The sequence below is a fragment of the Microbacterium sp. str. 'China' genome (assembly GCF_002993305.1).
GTDB classification, from domain to species: domain Bacteria; phylum Actinomycetota; class Actinomycetes; order Actinomycetales; family Microbacteriaceae; genus Microbacterium; species Microbacterium paraoxydans.
Window position 1 is genome coordinate 2,573,018 of record NZ_CP027434.1, and the last position, 16,176, is coordinate 2,589,193.

At 70.4% G+C, this 16,176-nt stretch carries 18 protein-coding genes and 1 tRNA gene; 9 read left to right on the top strand and 10 right to left on the bottom strand.

Annotation, left to right across the window (positions count from 1 at the left end; all coding sequences use genetic code 11):
- Window positions 1–7 precede the first annotated feature (7 nt).
- Window positions 8–1,009 (bottom strand): CPBP family intramembrane glutamic endopeptidase, encoded by a 1,002-nt coding sequence (locus tag C6C15_RS12410; protein WP_158698556.1) that lies wholly within the window; start codon window positions 1,007–1,009, stop codon window positions 8–10.
- Between the two features lie 118 nt (window positions 1,010–1,127).
- Between C6C15_RS12410 and C6C15_RS12415 the strand changes: the two genes are divergently transcribed.
- From C6C15_RS12415 to C6C15_RS12425, 3 genes are all read left to right on the top strand, one after another.
- Complete coding sequence (locus C6C15_RS12415; RefSeq protein ID WP_025105529.1) at window positions 1,128–1,820, top strand: response regulator transcription factor; 693 nt, start codon at window positions 1,128–1,130, stop codon at window positions 1,818–1,820.
- A gap of 61 nt (window positions 1,821–1,881) precedes the next feature.
- Window positions 1,882–3,573, top strand: coding sequence for a sensor histidine kinase (locus tag C6C15_RS12420; protein WP_082750024.1), 1,692 nt, complete (start codon window positions 1,882–1,884; stop codon window positions 3,571–3,573).
- Between the two features lie 125 nt (window positions 3,574–3,698).
- Window positions 3,699–3,986, top strand: a complete 288-nt coding sequence (locus tag C6C15_RS12425) for a WXG100 family type VII secretion target (RefSeq protein WP_060921915.1) — start codon at window positions 3,699–3,701, stop codon at window positions 3,984–3,986.
- Between the two features lie 72 nt (window positions 3,987–4,058).
- Here the strand turns inward: C6C15_RS12425 and groL are convergent, their stop codons facing one another.
- The 4 genes from groL to C6C15_RS12445 form a co-directional block, all read right to left on the bottom strand.
- Window positions 4,059–5,678, bottom strand: coding sequence for a chaperonin GroEL (gene groL, locus C6C15_RS12430; protein WP_025105526.1), 1,620 nt, complete (start codon window positions 5,676–5,678; stop codon window positions 4,059–4,061).
- 124 nt (window positions 5,679–5,802) lie between these two features.
- Window positions 5,803–6,369, bottom strand: a complete 567-nt coding sequence (locus tag C6C15_RS12435) for a LytR C-terminal domain-containing protein (protein ID WP_231919648.1) — start codon at window positions 6,367–6,369, stop codon at window positions 5,803–5,805.
- Window positions 6,370–6,435: 66 nt separating this feature from the next.
- Window positions 6,436–6,696: a DUF3263 domain-containing protein gene (locus C6C15_RS12440; protein ID WP_060921917.1), complete on the bottom strand. Its 261-nt coding sequence runs from the start codon at window positions 6,694–6,696 to the stop codon at window positions 6,436–6,438.
- A 9-nt stretch (window positions 6,697–6,705) separates the two neighbouring features.
- On the bottom strand, window positions 6,706–7,698 hold the full coding sequence (locus tag C6C15_RS12445; protein ID WP_105950258.1) for a DUF2332 domain-containing protein: 993 nt from the start codon (window positions 7,696–7,698) through the stop codon (window positions 6,706–6,708).
- Window positions 7,699–7,770: 72 nt separating this feature from the next.
- On the opposite strand from C6C15_RS12445, the gene msrB reads away from it, so the two are divergent.
- Both msrB and C6C15_RS12455 read left to right on the top strand, forming a co-directional pair.
- Complete coding sequence (msrB, locus tag C6C15_RS12450; protein ID WP_025105523.1) at window positions 7,771–8,175, top strand: peptide-methionine (R)-S-oxide reductase MsrB; 405 nt, start codon at window positions 7,771–7,773, stop codon at window positions 8,173–8,175.
- Window positions 8,172–8,855, top strand: a complete 684-nt coding sequence (locus C6C15_RS12455; protein ID WP_082750025.1) for a nitroreductase family protein — start codon at window positions 8,172–8,174, stop codon at window positions 8,853–8,855. The genes msrB and C6C15_RS12455 overlap by 4 nt, the downstream gene beginning before the upstream one ends.
- Here the strand turns inward: C6C15_RS12455 and C6C15_RS12460 are convergent.
- Complete coding sequence (locus tag C6C15_RS12460) at window positions 8,852–9,766, bottom strand: DMT family transporter (RefSeq protein ID WP_060921936.1); 915 nt, start codon at window positions 9,764–9,766, stop codon at window positions 8,852–8,854. The genes C6C15_RS12455 and C6C15_RS12460 overlap by 4 nt on opposite strands.
- A gap of 164 nt (window positions 9,767–9,930) precedes the next feature.
- On the opposite strand from C6C15_RS12460, the gene C6C15_RS12465 reads away from it, so the two are divergent.
- The 4 genes from C6C15_RS12465 to C6C15_RS12480 are packed head-to-tail and all read left to right on the top strand — an operon-like array spanning window position 9,931 to window position 13,572.
- Window positions 9,931–10,842, top strand: coding sequence for an ABC transporter ATP-binding protein (locus C6C15_RS12465; RefSeq protein ID WP_025105520.1), 912 nt, complete (start codon window positions 9,931–9,933; stop codon window positions 10,840–10,842).
- A complete protein-coding gene (locus C6C15_RS12470) occupies window positions 10,839–11,663 on the top strand; it encodes an ABC transporter permease (protein WP_105950259.1) in 825 nt (274 codons plus the stop codon). Before C6C15_RS12465 ends, C6C15_RS12470 begins: the two co-directional genes overlap by 4 nt.
- An 8-nt stretch (window positions 11,664–11,671) precedes the next feature.
- Entirely contained in the window at window positions 11,672–12,907 is a 1,236-nt protein-coding gene (locus C6C15_RS12475; protein ID WP_234024146.1) for a sensor histidine kinase, read from the top strand.
- Window positions 12,904–13,572: a response regulator gene (locus tag C6C15_RS12480; RefSeq protein WP_060921921.1), complete on the top strand. Its 669-nt coding sequence runs from the start codon at window positions 12,904–12,906 to the stop codon at window positions 13,570–13,572. The genes C6C15_RS12475 and C6C15_RS12480 overlap by 4 nt, the downstream gene beginning before the upstream one ends.
- A 7-nt stretch (window positions 13,573–13,579) precedes the next feature.
- Here the strand turns inward: C6C15_RS12480 and C6C15_RS12485 are convergent, their stop codons facing one another.
- The 4 genes from C6C15_RS12485 to C6C15_RS12495 form a co-directional block, all read right to left on the bottom strand.
- Entirely contained in the window at window positions 13,580–14,533 is a 954-nt protein-coding gene (locus C6C15_RS12485; protein WP_105950820.1) for an aldo/keto reductase, read from the bottom strand.
- Window positions 14,534–14,678: 145 nt separating this feature from the next.
- A complete protein-coding gene (locus C6C15_RS17130; RefSeq protein ID WP_158698557.1) occupies window positions 14,679–14,831 on the bottom strand; it encodes a hypothetical protein in 153 nt (50 codons plus the stop codon).
- Between the two features lie 114 nt (window positions 14,832–14,945).
- A tRNA-Thr gene (locus C6C15_RS12490) sits at window positions 14,946–15,021 on the bottom strand.
- A gap of 42 nt (window positions 15,022–15,063) precedes the next feature.
- Window positions 15,064–16,014: a DsbA family protein gene (locus C6C15_RS12495; RefSeq protein ID WP_105950260.1), complete on the bottom strand. Its 951-nt coding sequence runs from the start codon at window positions 16,012–16,014 to the stop codon at window positions 15,064–15,066.
- Window positions 16,015–16,176: the final 162 nt, after the last annotated feature.

Sequence of the window (16,176 nt, forward strand, 5' to 3'; positions counted from 1 at the left end):
GCGGCGCTCAGCCGTGCATCCTCGGCGGCAGGAGGTGCGTCCCGCGGGCGACGGCTGACGCGGTCCGGGTGATCCCTCTCCGGCGCGCCCAGCGGTCTGCGACGACGGCGAAGACGAGCATCGCCGCGGCCGAGCCCAGGAGATCCACCGGCGTCCCCGAAGTGGCGTTCGCGTCGACCACGGCGACGGAGCCGAGCAGGAAGATCATCAGGTTGTTCACGATGTGCAGCGCGATCGCCGCCTCCAGCCCGCCCGTCCGCCACGTGAGCCAGGCGGCGACGACGGCGAAGAGGCCGACGCTCGCCGCACCCCAGATGTCGTAGCCGTGCCCCAGCACGAACAGCGGCACCGGCAGCAGGATCGCGAAGGCGGGGTGCCGGAGCCAGGTCCCGACGAGCTGCATGAGATAGCCGCGGAAGACGTACTCCTCCGCGGCGGCCTGGAACGGGATCAGCACGAGCAGCAGCACCACCATGAGCAGGAGCCCCGGGTGCGAGAAGTCCGGCGTCACCGCATCGCCGAGGGCCGCCGACCAGCCGAGCACCACGGCGAAGTAGACGACGAACACCGCGAACGCCAGCCCGAGGGTCCGACCGAGCCAGTCCATCCGCAGCCGCCCGGCGACCGAGGACAGCAGGCCGACGCCTCGTCCCTGGACGACCCGCGAGGCCAGCAGCAGAGCCGGGATCATGAGGATGAGCGGCAGCACGAGCGCCACCAGGAGCCATGGACGATCGAGCTGGAAGTAGGCGGTGGTGCGGAAGAGCATCTGCAGCTCCGCTCCCCATTCCGGGACGAGGGCCGCCACGATCACGAGCGGCACGATCACCAGGACGAGGATCGCGAGGTAGAACGCGATGCCCAGGAGTCCGGTGAGCAGCGGCTTCCACCAGCGGGGACGCGGACGGAGGAGCGCCAGACGGTGGTACTCGACCCCGCGAGCGGGCACCTCCGACGAGAGGGCGGACGGGGAGACGGGGGCGACGGTGGCGTCCTCGATCGAACTCATGCCTCGATCCTCCCCCGGACGGCTGTGCAGCACATCCACCCTCCGACGGATGGACCGCATCCACGCCGTTCCGCAGGATAATCAGCCCGCGCATGGCCGAAGTCACCATAATGGGGTCATGACTGCTGCGCGCATCCTGGTCGTCGACGACGAGCCCAACATCCGCGACCTGCTTTCCACGGGTCTCAGCTTCGCCGGGTTCCAGGTGAAGACGGTGGCCAACGGCGCCGCCACGATCTCCGCCGTCCTCGAGGAGGAGCCGGACCTCATCATCCTCGACGTCATGCTCCCCGACATGAACGGGTTCAGCGTGACCAAGCGCCTCCGCGGCGCCGGATTCACCGCCCCCATCCTCTTCCTCACGGCCAAGGACGGCACGGAGGACAAGATCGAGGGCCTGAACGCCGGCGGCGACGACTACGTCACCAAGCCGTTCAGCCTGGACGAGATCGTCGCCAGGGCCCAGGCCATCCTCCGCCGCACGATGCAGGCCGACGAGGAGTCGATCATCCGCGCCGGCGAGCTCTCCATGGACCAGGACACGCACGACGTGCACGTCGGCAAGGAGCCGATCGACCTGAGCCCGACCGAGTTCAAGCTCCTCCGCTACCTCATGCTGAACCCGAACCGGGTGCTGTCGAAGGCGCAGATCCTCGACCACGTCTGGGAGTACGACTTCAACGGCGACGCCGGCATCGTCGAGAGCTACATCTCGTACCTGCGTCGCAAGATCGATCCGCACACGGAGGAGTCGCTGATCCAGACGAAGCGCGGCTTCGGGTACATGCTCAAGGTGGGCAAGACGGTCTGAGACCGTCGAGCCCGCACCCGCCGTCCCCGGACGGCATCGCCGCCGCACGAGGGAGGACCGCATGGCGCACAAGCCGGATGCGGTCACCGCGTGGTGGCGGCGGATCAGCCTCCGCGCCAAGGTCACCGGCGTCACGGTCGCCGTGCTCGCCCTCGGTCTCCTCGTCGCGGGGATCGGCACGGTGCCGCTGCTGCGCAACGCCCTCGTGGAGAACATCAATGCGCAGCTCCCTGCACTGGTGACCAGCGACCTCGTCGACCGCTATTTCGACACGACGACGATCGACGGCGTCACCACCTATACGCCGAGAGACGAGAAGCCCCGTGACTTCTCCTTCGCGATCTACGATGCGGAGGGCGCTCTACGCGCGACCGCACCCAGTGCCTCCGGCCGGGCTCCGGTCTTCCCCGCGGAGTACTCCCTGTCCGACGCCCAGGCGAACGAGGACCAGGTGCTCGCCCTCGAGGACACGGACGGCCGGGTCTACCACGCCGCCGCGGCCGTCGTGCAGCAGGAGGGCGACCCGCTGAGCATCCAGATGGTGGCGCTCCCCCTCGCCGAAGCCGACCGCATCATCAGCCAGTACTTCGGGATCTACATCACCATCGCCCTCATCACGATCCTCGTCGCGGCGCTGCTCACCCGTGGCCTCGTGACGCTGACGTTCCGCCGGCTCGGTCAGGTCGAGCAGACCGCCATGTCGATCGCCGCCGGCGACTTCCGACAGCGGCTCACGGATCTGGAGCCGACCACCGAGGTCGGGCGCCTGAACGCGGCCATCAACACGATGCTCGACCGGGTGGATCGCTCCCTGGCTCAGCGCGATCGCACCGTGCAGCACATGCGACGCTTCATCGGCGACGCCAGCCACGAGCTGCGCACTCCGCTCGTCAGCGTCCGCGGGTACGCGGAGCTGTACCGCATGGGCGCGATCAAGGGCGAGGAGGACACCGCCCGGGCGATGGAGCGCATCGAGAAGGAGGCGATCCGCATGGGCGTCCTCGTGGAGGACCTGCTGGCGCTCGCTCGTCTGGATGAGGAGCGGGAGCCGCAGATCGTTCCTCTCGACCTGCGTCCCATCGCCCGCGACGCCGCCTTGGACGTGCGCGCCGCCGCCCCCGGCCGGGTGATCTCCGTGATCGACCGCACGGTCGAGAACGTGCCCACGGCCCCCATCCGCACGCCTGTGGTGCCCATCACCCCGGAGCCCGCCCCCAAGACGCGCCCCCGGGCCACCCTGTCACGGCTGCGCCGTCGTCCGCGGACGCCGGCGCAGCCTCCGGCCATCGATTTCACCGAGGTGGCGGACATCCCGGTCCGGACGCCGCCGATCGTGCTCGGCGAGGAGAACAAGGTCCGACAGGTCGTCACGAACCTCCTGGGCAACGCCCGCCGCTTCTCCCCCGAGGACAGCCCGATCGAGATCGTCGTGGACTCCGACCGCACGGCGGGCACCGCGAGCATCTCGATCGTCGACCATGGCGAGGGCGTGCCACCGCAGATCCGCGAGCAGATCTTCGAGCGGTTCTGGCGCGCCGACACGTCGCGGGCGCGCGAGACCGGCGGGTCCGGTCTGGGGCTCGCCATCGTCGCCTCGATCCTCAAGGCGCTCAATGGTGACATCGCGGTGTCGGAGAGCCCGGGAGGCGGCGCCACCTTCACCGTCACGCTCCCGCTCGCCCCCGCGCGCTCGACCCCGGAGCATCTCCTCGAGGACACGCAGCCGCTGGAGCGGCTCGACGACCTCCCGTAGGCACTCGCTCCTGCACCATCCACGGGCGAGGCGGGCTTCTCCCGGCTTCCGGAGCGGATGCGGGCTCGCCTCTTCGACGACGCTGCAGCCCCCGTAGCGTCGGAGCTTCTTCGAAGGGAGTTCCCATGACCGTCTTCACCGTCGACACCGACGCGGTCCACGCGGCGGAAGCCGCGACCCGCGCCACCATCGAGCGCCTGCGCACCGAATCCGCCACCCTCATGTCTCAGCTCAGGCAGCTGCAGACCGCATGGGTCGGCACCGCCGCGACGGCGTTCCAAGGCTGCGCCGAAGAGTGGCAGGGCGCTCAGCAGCACGTCGAGCTCGTCCTGGACGGGATCGGGACGTCGCTCGGCGCCGTGGCCACCCAGTACGCCGAAGCGGATCAGTACTCGGCGAGCCTCTTCCGCTGAGGGACGCAGAAAGCCCCCGGCCGGAGCCGGGGGCTTTCTGTGTGAGACGGGGTCTCTGAACCTCTCAGAGGATCAGAAGTCCATGCCGCCCGTGGGGTCACCCGCGGGAGCAGCAGCCTTCTCGGGCTTGTCAGCGACGACGGCCTCGGTCGTGAGGAACAGGCCGGCGATCGACGCGGCGTTCTGCAGCGCGGAACGCGTGACCTTCGCCGGGTCGATGATGCCCTGTGCGAACATGTCGCCGTACTCGCCGCTGGCGGCGTTCAGGCCCTGGCCCGCGGGGAGCTCGGAGACCTTGTTGGCGACGACACCCGGCTCGAGACCGGCGTTCAGCGCGATCTGCTTCAGCGGAGCCTCGATCGCGACGCGCACGATGTTCGCACCGGTCGCCTCGTCGCCCTCGAGCGAGAGCGCGTCGAGCGCCTTCGTGCCGGACTGGATGAGCGCGACGCCACCACCGGGGACGATGCCCTCCTCGACGGCGGCCTTCGCGTTGCGGACGGCGTCCTCGATGCGGTGCTTGCGCTCCTTGAGCTCGACCTCGGTCGCAGCGCCCGCCTTGATGACGGCCACGCCACCGGCGAGCTTCGCCAGACGCTCCTGCAGCTTCTCGCGGTCGTAGTCGCTGTCGGTGTTCTCGATCTCGCGACGGATCTGCGTGACGCGACCCTCGATCTGGTCGGCCTCACCGGCACCCTCGACGATCGTGGTCTCGTCCTTGGTGACGATGACCTTGCGCGCACGACCCAGCAGGTCGAGCGTGGCGTTCTCGAGCTTCAGGCCCACCTCTTCGGTGATGACCTGGCCACCCGTGAGGATCGCGATGTCCTGCAGCTGCGCCTTGCGACGGTCGCCGAAGCCGGGAGCCTTGACGGCGACCGACTTGAAGATGCCCTTGAGCTTGTTCAGCACGAGGGTAGCGAGGGCCTCACCCTCGACGTCCTCGGCGATGATGACGAGTTCCTTGCCGTCCTGGATCACCTTGTCGACGATCGGCAGGAGGTCCTTGATGTTGGAGACCTTCTGGTTCGCGATGAGGATGTACGGGTCTTCGAAGACGGCTTCCTGGCGCTCCGGGTCCGTGACGAAGTACGGGTTCAGGTAGCCCTTGTCGAAGCGCATGCCCTCGGTGAGCTCGAGCTCGGTGCCGAAGGTCTGCGACTCCTCGACGGTGACGACACCCTCCTTGCCGACCTTGTCGATGGCCTCGGCGATGAGCTCGCCGATCGCGGGGTCGGCGGCGGAGATGGAGGCGGTCGCGGCGATCTGCTCCTTGGAGTCGATCTCCTTCGCCGTGCTCAGCAGCTCCTCGGTGATGGCGGCGACGGCCTTCTCGATGCCGCGCTTGAGGGAGATGGGGTCGGCACCGGCCGCGACGTTGCGCAGGCCTTCGCGGACCAGGGCCTGGGCGAGGACCGTGGCGGTCGTCGTGCCGTCACCGGCGACGTCGTCGGTCTTCTTGGCGACCTCCTTGACGAGCTCCGCGCCGATCTTCTCGTACGGGTCGTCCAGCTCGATCTCCTTGGCGATGGAGACACCGTCGTTCGTGATCGTGGGGGCGCCCCACTTCTTCTCGAGCACGACGTTGCGACCACGCGGGCCGAGGGTCACCTTGACCGCGTCGGCGAGGATGTTGAGGCCACGCTCGAGGCCGCGGCGGGCCTCCTCATCGAAGGCGATGATCTTTGCCATGAGTTTTGTCGTCCCTCCTGGACGTAGACGGTGGGTTTAGCACTCAGAGTGAGAGAGTGCTAACGCCATTCTGGCACTCGACACCATCGAGTGCAAGCCGCGTCGTCCGGGAGTCGGGCGACGGTCAGGGCGCGGGAGTCTCGGGCACCGATGCCGCCCGGTCGACGCCGATCACGATGGTGAGCTGCTTCTGCCCGTCCTCCGTCTGGCCGGCGTAGTAGTCGCTCTGCTGTACCTCGGCGCCGCCGATGACGCCGGCGAGGCCCTTCGCCGCCTCCTCGTCCTCGGCGCTGACGTAGTAGACGGTCGTGGTCTCGAAGTCGTCGCTGGCGCTGTCGCTGGCGAGCACGGTCGCCGCCGCCCACCCGGCGTTGATGAGGGTGTCGCGCATCTGTTCGTCCAGCCCGCTGTCGGGGGTCGCGTTGAGGATGAGCACCGAGTAGGTCGGGTCGATCACCCCGGTCTGCTCAGGCGTGGGAGCCGCGGACGACGTCGGCTCCGGAAAGAGGTCGATCCGTCCCATGACGACCAGAGCGCCGAAGATACCGGCGATGATGAGCACGAGAGCGGCGACGAACGACCACAGGAGCACGACCCAGCCGTTCATCCCCGGAGCTTCGGCGCGGTGTGCTCCCACACGTCCGGTGGAACGGGGAACCTCGTCGAAACGGTCACGGGGGGGCTTGGACACCCCTCGATGCTAGCGGCACGTCGCTGGCAAACCGTTCCACGACGAGCCCGACCCCGCAGGATCAGGTCATCCGGTGAACCCGGGGATCCGGGACGTGCGCCGGGCGCTTCTGGCGTCCCGCAGTCGACGCAGTCGGCGGACGAGGATCGGATCGAAGGCGAGGGCCGCCTCGGAGTCGATGAGACGGGCGAGCAGCTGATAGTAGCGCGCCGCGCTCATGCCCAGTCGCGCACGGATCGCCTCCTCCTTCATACCGCCGTGGCGCGGCCAGGCGGCCTCCAGGGCGAGGATCGCGCGATCGCGCTCCGTGAGGTGGTCAGCGGACATGCCCTCAGATTAGGTCGTGGTCGACGGATCGCCCGCGCGCCACTCCCACCGAGCGCCGAGCGGGTCGGCAGCGGCCCGCACCCGCCCGTCGAGCGCGACGACGAAGCCGGGCCAGGCCTCCGCGACGATGGGTGGGTCCCAGACCCCGAGGAGAGCGGGCGGGTCGATCGTGACCCAGCGCGCGGGCAGCGCCGCGATCGTCTCGATCAGCGCCTCCCGCTGCTCCCGGGGGATGTGCACGAGAACCCCGGGGGTCGTGATCACCAGCGTGGCATCCGCCGGAGCGGCTCCTGCCAGCTCCTCCAGATGGGCGGCTGCGTCTCCGGCGACGAGAAGCGGCGGCTCGGCGGCCGCGATGTCGAGGGCGGCGGTGATGCGCTGCTCCCTCCCCACCTCTCCCGGCCACACGAGGGCCCGCAGCCAGCGCCGATCCTCTTCGTCGGCGGCGTCCAGCGGGGCGAGGTCGATCCCGGCGCGCCACACCACCTCTGGCATGCGCAGAGGGGGGAGGTCGCCGGTGACGGTGCTCTCCAGCACCACGGGGGAGGGACCGTCGAGGGGGTCGAGCGCGCGACGAACGGACCCGCCGTCGTCGATGAAACGGTACGAGTAGCGATCGGGATAGAGGCAGAGGCCGGCGGAGGCGCCGACCTCCAGCAGCGCGATCGGGCCCTCGATCTCGGAGAGCACCGGAAGCAGTGCCGCGGTGCGGAGGGGCTCGTTGGTCTGCAGAGCCCGCCTCGTGCATTCCTCGACGAGTCGAGTGGCATTGGTCAGGACGAAACGACGCCACTCCCGGTACGGACCGTGACCGGCGCCGAGCAGGCGGGACACGGCGAACACGAGCGGAGGCTGGCGACGGGTCGCGGGGATCCGCAGCAGCACCTCGCTGATCTCGTCGTCGGCGGCGACCCCGGCCGCCCACTCCGCGTACAGCGCGCTGCGCCCAGGAGCCTCCGTCGCCGCGAATCGGGCATAGCGCTCCTGCACGGCGTCGGTCATGCGTCCATTCTGACGCGAAGCGCCATCGACGCCCCCGCACGAGGGAGAATGGAGGGGACTCAGGAGGACACGATGCCCTACAGCGTGAACAAGACCGAAGACGAATGGCGCGACGAGCTCGGCGAAGAGCAGTACGCCGTGCTGCGCCAGGCGGCGACCGAGCGGGCGTGGACCGGTGAGCTGCTCGATGAGGAGCGCGCCGGCCTCTACACCTGCGGCGCCTGCGGAGCCGAGCTGTTCAAGAGCGGCACGAAGTTCGATTCCGGCTGCGGCTGGCCGAGCTTCTACGAGTCGGTCCGGCCGGATGCGGTCGAGCTGCTCGAGGACGACAGTCTCGGCATGGTGCGCACGGAGGTCCGCTGCGCGACCTGCGGTTCGCACCTCGGCCACGTCTTCCCGGACGGCTTCGGCACCCCCACCGGTGACCGCTACTGCATGAACTCGATCGCGCTGAACTTCACGCCCGACGAGTCGTGAGCGCCCTCGACGCCGTCCGCGCACGGCAGTCCTGGTCGAAGGTCGGCGACACCGCTCCGGGGCGCGAGGAGCTGGTGACGCTCGTCGGCGCCGCCGGCCGCGTCGCCGACCATTCCTCGCTGCGTCCCTGGCGTCTGATCGAGCTCCGCGGCGCGGACCGCGAGGCGCTCGGTGCCGCGATCGCCGAGGCTCAGGGGGACGCGGAGCCGTCGACCAAGCCGCTGCGGGCTCCGCTCCTCATCGCGGTGGTCGCGAGCTACCGTCCGAGCGAGAAGGTCCCGCGCTGGGAGCAGGAGGCGGTGGCCTCCGGGGTCGCGCATGTGCTGAGCCTGCTGCTCGATGAGGCGGGGTGGGGCGTCATCTGGCGCACCGGACACTACACGCGCTCGGAGCCGGTCGCGCGCATGCACGGGCTGGGGCCGCACGAGGAGCTCCTCGGTTGGCTCTATGTCGGGGCGAAACCCGAGGGCAAGAGCCCGGGCCGCCGCAAGACCGTCGACGCCCGCGCGCTCCTGACCCGACCGCCGAAACTCTCTCCGGAGGCGCGGGCGGCTGCTGAGGCGGCCGCACAGGAGGCCGAGAAGCAGAAGGCCGAGAAGGCCGAGAAGAAGGCGCGCAAGAAGGCGAAGAAGAGGGAAAAGAAGAAAGCCAAGAAGGCCGCCAAGAAGAGCGGCTCCTAGAGCCGGCGGCGACGCCAGGGCACCGCGACGAGGACCGAGCCGACCGCGACGACCACCATCGCGACCACCTGCCACAGCGCCGGTCCCGCCTGCGCCGGCCAGAGCAGGTCGATCACGACCGACGTCACGAGCTGCCCGAGCACCGATCCCAGCCCCATGAGCAGCACGCCCGTGTGCGCGACGATGAACGCGCCGAGCAGGATGTAGCCCGCACCGAGGAAGCCGCCGAGGTAGAGCCAGGGCTCGGTCGGCAGCGCGGCCGGCCATCCCCGCACGGCGACGCTGGTGCCGGCGGCGACCGCGAGCACCAGCGTCCCGGCGATGAAGCTCATGAGTGTCGCGGCGATCGGCGACTGCACGCGCTGTGCCAGCCGCCCGTTGGTCGCCGCCTGCCAGGCGATACCGACGCCGGCGGCGAAGGGCAGCAGCAGCATCCACAGCGGGGCGGTCGCCAGCACGTCGCCCGAGAGGGAGATCCCCACCGCGGCGAGCGCGAGCACCCCGCCCATCACCCGACCGGGGGTCACGGCCACGACGCCGGCCGGCCCGAAGCCGATGCGGTCGAGGACGAGGCCGTGCAGCGTCTGCCCTGCCACGACACCCACCGTGAAGAGGGAGACGCCGAGGATGCCCGCCGTCAGCCCCTGGGTGGAGACGGTGAGAGCGCCGCAGGCGCCCCCGAGGAGCATCCAGAACGGGATGCTCCGATCGCGGATGCCGCGGCCGAGGCGCATGGCACCACGGCGCGCCGAAGGCAGGAAGGAGATGACCACGGCGAGTGCCACCAATCCCACCGCGAAGGACAGGAAGCCGGCGACGATGCCGTTGTCGACGCGCACGCCCAGGACCCCGTTGATGCGCGCCTGGATCGCGGTCATGACTCCGATCGCGACGGCTCCCCCGAGCGCCAGAGGGGCGGGGAGGCGGCGTGCGGGGGTCACCTCTCGACACTATCGGAGCCTCCGCGCGCACCTGTCCTCCACGGCACCGTCCTCCCGGAGGACGAGCGCACCGCACCAGGGAATCGTCCTGCAGGAGGACGCGCCGCGGCGCGGCGGTCCGTAGCGTGGGGACCATGATCACCGCAGAAGGCCTCACCAAGAGATTCGGGGACAAGACCGCCGTCGACGGCGTGTCCTTCACCGTGCAGCCCGGGACCGTCACCGGCTTCCTCGGACCGAACGGCGCAGGGAAGTCGACGACCATGCGCATGATCGTCGGGCTGGACCGTCCGTCGGCGGGCCGGGCGACCGTCGCCGGCCAGGAGTATCGCAAGCTCCGGGCACCCCTCACCGAGGTCGGCGTGCTCCTCGATGCCAAGGCCGTGCACACCGGTCGGACCGCGCGCGACCACCTCCGGGCCATGGCCGCCACGCACGGCATCCCGACGTCGCGCGTCGACGAGGTCATCGAGCTCGCCGGCATCGGCGCGGTCGCCCGCAAGCGCGCCGGGAAGTTCTCCCTCGGCATGGGGCAGCGCCTCGGGATCGCCTCCGCACTGCTCGGCGACCCGCACACCCTCATCCTCGACGAGCCGGTCAACGGCCTCGACCCGGAGGGCGTCCGCTGGGTGCGGCAGTTCGTCCGGCATGCCGCCTCCGAGGGCCGGACGGTCCTGCTCTCCAGTCACCTCATGAGCGAGATGGCGCAGACCGCGGACCACGTCATCGTGATGGGACGGGGTAAGGTCCTCGCCGACGCTCCGCTGGCCGAGCTGGTGCGCTCCTGGACGACCAACCGCGTGCGCGTGCGGACACCCCGCCCCACCGACCTCGTGGCCGCGGTGGGCGGTCCGGACGTGGAGATCGTCAGCGCCGCTCCCGATCTGCTCGACATCGCGGGGCTCCCGGCAGCGCGCATCGGCGACCTCGCCGCGGAGCGCGGGATCCCGCTGCACGAACTCACCCCGACCACCGGATCCCTCGAAGAGGCCTACCTCGCCCTCACCGGCGACGCCGTCGAGTACCGCACGAAGGAGCTCTCATGACCGCCGCCCCCGCCGTGACGACCCCGGCCGTCGCGCCGCCCGCCGTCGACTCGGGTCGCCGCCTCACCTTCGCACGAGCCGTGCGCGGCGAGGCGATCAAGCTCATCACCCTCCGGTCGACGTGGTGGTCCATCGCGATCGCCGCCGTGCTCACGATCGGCATCGCCGTCCTCATCGCCCAGGCGATCGATACCCCCGGGTTCGACCCGATCCAGGCCGTCGTCATGCCGATCCAGTTCACGATGCTGCTCGCCGGCATCATCGGAGCGATCTCGGTGACCGGCGAGTACTCCACGGGCATGATCCGCTCGACGCTGACCGCCGACCCGATCCGCGGGTCCGTGCTGCTGGCGAAGTCGCTCGTGCTCGCGGGCTTCCTCTTCCTGTCGTCGCTGGTCATCTTCGGCGTCGCCGCGGTCGCCGTGTCCGCCGTGGTCGCGGGACGGGAGCAGGGCATCGACTGGTCGGACCCCGCGACCTCCGTCCTGCCGATCGTGGTCGCCTCCCTCGCCATGGCCGTCTTCGCGCTGATCGGCGTGGCGTTCGGCTTCATCCTGCGCTCGGGTGCCGGAGCGATCGCGGCGACGGTCGGTCTGCTGTTCGTCCTGCCGATCGTCGCGAGCTTCTTCGCGATGGCGGGAGAGGCCTGGGCCTGGGTGATCGACGCCTCCGCCTACCTGCCGGTCGCCGCCGCGCAGAGCGCGATCCTGCCCGGTGACGCGGCGACACTGGATGCGCCGGTCGCCTTCTTCACCCTCGGCTGCTGGGTGGTCGGCGGTCTGCTGGCCGCGTGGGCCGTCCTCCGCACGCGCGACGCGTAGGAGACCGGGTGCCGGCGAAGCGACGCGGAACGGACACCGTCCGGGAGGACGAGGGGCTGCGGCTCCCTCGTCCTCCCGGCGTGTTCCGGCGTTTCTGGGCGCGCCATCCCGTCCTCGCCGACGTCCTGCTCACCCTGCTCTGCATCGTCCTCACGATCACACCCGCCGCGCGCCTCGACGATGCCGACCGCGGCCCCGTCGGGCTCGTGCTCGCCGCCCTGCTGCCGCTCTGCGTGGTCGCCGCCTCCGCCACCCTGCTCTGGCGCCGACGGAAGCCGTGGCTCCCCGCGATCGCCGCGATCCTGCTCGAGGTCTTCCTGCTTTTCACCGCGCTGCCGGGAAGCAGCCCGCTGCTGCTTTTCGCCGGCTACTCCCTCGCCGTCTACCGCTCCACCCGTGCCGCGTGGACCGCTTTCGGCATCGGCGTCGCAGCCAGCGCCTCGGGAGCCGGGCTTCTCCTCTGGGCCGGCGTCTTCACACTCCAAGAGGCGGTCAACGCCCTGCTCGGCACGGTCGTGCTCGGCCTCATCGGCACTCTGATCGGCGCGAACGTCGGCAACCGGAAGCGCTACCTGGACGCCGTCATCGACCGCTCCCGGCAGCTCCTCGTGGAGCGCGACCAGCAGGCGCAGCTCGCCGCAGCGGCGGAGCGGGCGCGGATCGCACGCGAGATGCACGACATCGTGTCGCACTCCCTGACCGTGGTCGTGGCGCTGTCCGAGGGTGCGGCCGCCACCCCGGACCGCGAACAGGCGCGGGCGGCGGCCACCTCTGCGGCGGACACCGCCCGCAGCGCGCTCACGCAGATGCGGGCGATGCTCGGCGTGCTCCGGGACGACGACGCCCCGCTCCTCCTCGCGCCGGTCTCGCCCGCCTCTCCACAGGAGACCGTCGCGGCGGCGCAGCGGACCGGTTATCCGGTCACCCTCGCCACGACGGGGCAGGCGGATGTCTCGTCCGACGTCGCCCATGCGCTCGGACGGATCGTGCAGGAGGGGGTGACGAACGCGATGCGGCACGCACCGACCGCGACGGCCGCGGCCGTGCGTCTGGAGTACGCGCCCGCTACCGTGGTCGTCGAGATCGTCAACGACGGCGTCGCGGGCTCTCCGGGCGAGGGAGGCTTCGGTCTCCGAGGTCTCCAAGAACGCGCTGCCCACGTGCACGGCACACTGGAGTCGCGGCCGGACGGTGCGGGCCGATGGATCCTTCGCGCCGTGCTGCCGACAGAGGGGAAGACATGACATCGCCCATCCGTGTGCTCCTGGTCGACGACCAGGAGCTGATCCGCCTGGGGTTCCGCATGGTCCTGGAGGCGGAGCCCGACATCGTCGTGATCGGCGAAGCCGCCGACGGGAAGGCGGCGATCGCGCAGAGCGCCGCGCTCGCCCCGGACCTCGTGCTGATGGACATCCGTATGCCCGAGCTCGACGGGATCGCGGCGACGACGGCCATCGTCGGCGCCCACCCCGAGACGAAGGTGCTCGTCCTCACCACCTTCGACCTCGACGAGTACGCCTTCGGCGCGATCCGGGCCGGTGCCAGCGGGTTCCTCCTGAAAGACGCCCAGCGCCACGAGATGCTCTCCGCCGTCCGTGCCGTCCATCGCGGAGACGCCGCGCTGGCGCCGCGGGTGACCCGCGTGCTGCTGGAGCACGTCGGCTCGCAGCTCGGAACCAGCGCCCTCGACGAGGTCGACGACGCCGGGTACCGCTCCCTGACCGAGCGCGAGCGCGAGGTGTTCGTCGCGATCGGCCGCGGGCTCACCAACGCCGAGATCGCGGCGTCCCTCTACGTCGGCGAGTCCACCGTCAAGACGCATGTCGGGCGGATCCTGGCGAAGCTCGGGGCGCGGGATCGGATCCATGCTGTGATCCTCGCCCACCGGCTCGGCCTCGTCGGGCGGTGAGAGCGGGTCAGTCCTGTGGCGGCGTCCAGGCCGACACGCGGTTCAGGCGCTCGACCTCCGCTGTCGACAGCTCCAGCCGCGCTCCGGCGAGCAGATCCGGAACCTGATCCACCGTCCGGGCACTCGCGATGGGCGCCACCACGGTCGGCTGCGCCCGCAGCCAGGCCAGGGCCGTCGCGGCGACGGATGCGTCGTGCGCGGCGCCGATCTCATCCAGCGCGTCGATGATCCGAAGTCCAGCCGCGGTGGCGTACTTCGCGGCGCCGGCGGCCCGCGGAGACCCCTCTCCCCCGGCATCCGTCGAACGGTACTTGCCGGTGAGGAAGCCGCTCGCCAGCGCGTAGTACGGCACGAGGCTCAGCCCGAACTCCTCAGCGACGGGGATGATGGTGTCCTCGACGTCGTTGCGGTGCACGAGGTTGTAGTGCGGCTGGACGGCGACCGGTCGCGCGACGCCGAGGCGGTCCGCGATGTCGATCCACTGCCGGATGCGGTCGGCCGTGTAGTTCGACACCGCCACGTGCCGCACGAGCCCGTCCGTGACGAGGGCGCCGAACGCCTCGACGGTCTCCTCCAGCGGCACGGACTCGTCGTCGAAGTGCGCGTAGTAGAGGTCGATCTCGTCCACGCCGAGGCGAGCGAGAGACGCCTCCGCCGCGCGGCGGACGTTCCCGGCCGACAGACCGCGGAAGGCGGGATGCTGGCTGACCTTGGTCGCGACGACGACGCCCTGGGGCCGCCGCGACGCGAGCCATGCCCCGATGATCGTCTCGCTCTCGCCGCCCTCGTTGCCGGGAACCCAGGCACTGTAGGAGTCCGCCGTGTCGATGAAGTCGCCACCCCCGTCGACGAAGGCGTCGAGGACGGCGAAGGCGGCGTCACGGTCGGCGGTCCAGCCGAACACGTTGCCGCCGAGGGCGAGGGGGAAGACGTCGAGGTCACTGGAGCCGATGCGGGTCATGTCCGAGACAACCGCTGTGAGCGGCACGAACATTCCCGTGGCGGGGCGGAAAGATGCGCAGGTGGCCGGGGCGGGGTGCCGACCACCTGCACCCCAGTAACATAACACCCTCCGACGTGCTACGCGATATGCGGGCGCCCTGACATCACGGCGCACCTGTCAGAAGACCAGAGCTCAGCCACCAGGCGGCGCTCACCGTCCAGAACACGGCGAGCACGATCGCCCACGTTCTCCGTCGCTGCAGTGCGAGCCGCTGCGGGATCAGCGACGGGCCGGGCTCGTCCGCGGGTTCGCTCATGCGCAGAGCCTAGCGCTGGGGCCGTGGGTGCCGGTGAAGTGGGCAGCACTCCTCGCCGAGATGCGCGAAAGGCCCGCATCCCCGTGTCTCCCGGGGGATGCGGGCCTTCCCGTATGGAGCCGACTACGGGACTCGAACCCGTAACCCCCGTATTACAAGTACGGTGCGCTACCAATTGCGCCAAGTCGGCGGATGCCATCACAGCTTAGCGATGGCGCGGACGCGCGGCGGACTACTTCGCCGGCGCCGACGTGGCCGTGGGGCTCGGCGTCGGAGTCGCCGACTCGTAGTAGGCCTCGCTGGCGACCGACATGACGAACGTCGACAGCTCCTGCGGGTCGTCCAGCGCGCCGACGTAGGCCTCGCCGTTCACGACGATCATCGGTGCGGCCGTGAGCACGAGGTCGTCGGAGCCGGGGAGCGGCCCCTCGAGCGCGCGGGTCGTCGCCTCCTTCGCCCAGCTGACGTAGTCGCCGTCCTGGATGCAGGAGCGCACGGTCTTGCCGTTGTCCACGCCGACAGCCCCCGCGAGGTTGGCGAGCTCTTCGTCCGACATCCCGTCGCTGCCCACATCGGGCTGGTCATCGAGCAGGTCGTGGTTGAACGCGTAGAACTGGTCCGGCGAGTGCGTCGCCACACAGGCGGCCGCGGCGGCGGAACGCAGCGAGTACTTGGTGCCGTTGGAGCTGGCGGTGAGCAGAGCGACCGGGTGGTAGCTGACGGTCGCGGCGCCGTCCTCGATCCACTGCGCGAGCAGCCGGGCGTTGGCGCGCTCGAACTTGCCCGCGTCGGGCGAGAGGTAGTCGACGTAGATGTGCACCTCGACAGCACCCGCCGCGGACGGCTCGGGCGACGGCGTCTCGCTGGCGCCGGCATCGCTGGGCTCGGGCTCCGGCGTGGCGGAAGGAGTACCGGCGATCGCGGCGGAGGCGATGTCCGTCACCACGACGCCATCCGCCTCCATGCCGCTCGGGCTGAGCTGCGGCTTGGACGTCTGCGAGGTCACGGCGAGCGTCACGGCGGTCCCGATCGCACCGACCGCGATGATCGCGACCGCACCGATGATGATCCGTCGCATGAGACGCGCCCGCGACTGCTGGGCGTGCACCTTCTGTGCCTTCTCCCGCACGGCCTCGCGCGAATTGCGAGGGGCGGGGACGTTCGGCGTTTCGTCGCTCGACATCGTTCCTCTTGAGTCTCAGGGGGTCCGGGTTGGCCCCGACCACCGTCGGGCGGTGATCGCCGCTGCGCACGGCCGGGTTCGATGCTAACCAGTGAGGCTGAGAAATACCCAGGTGCGGGCGTTCGTGCCATACTGATCCCGACCCGATGAAGGGTCACGGCG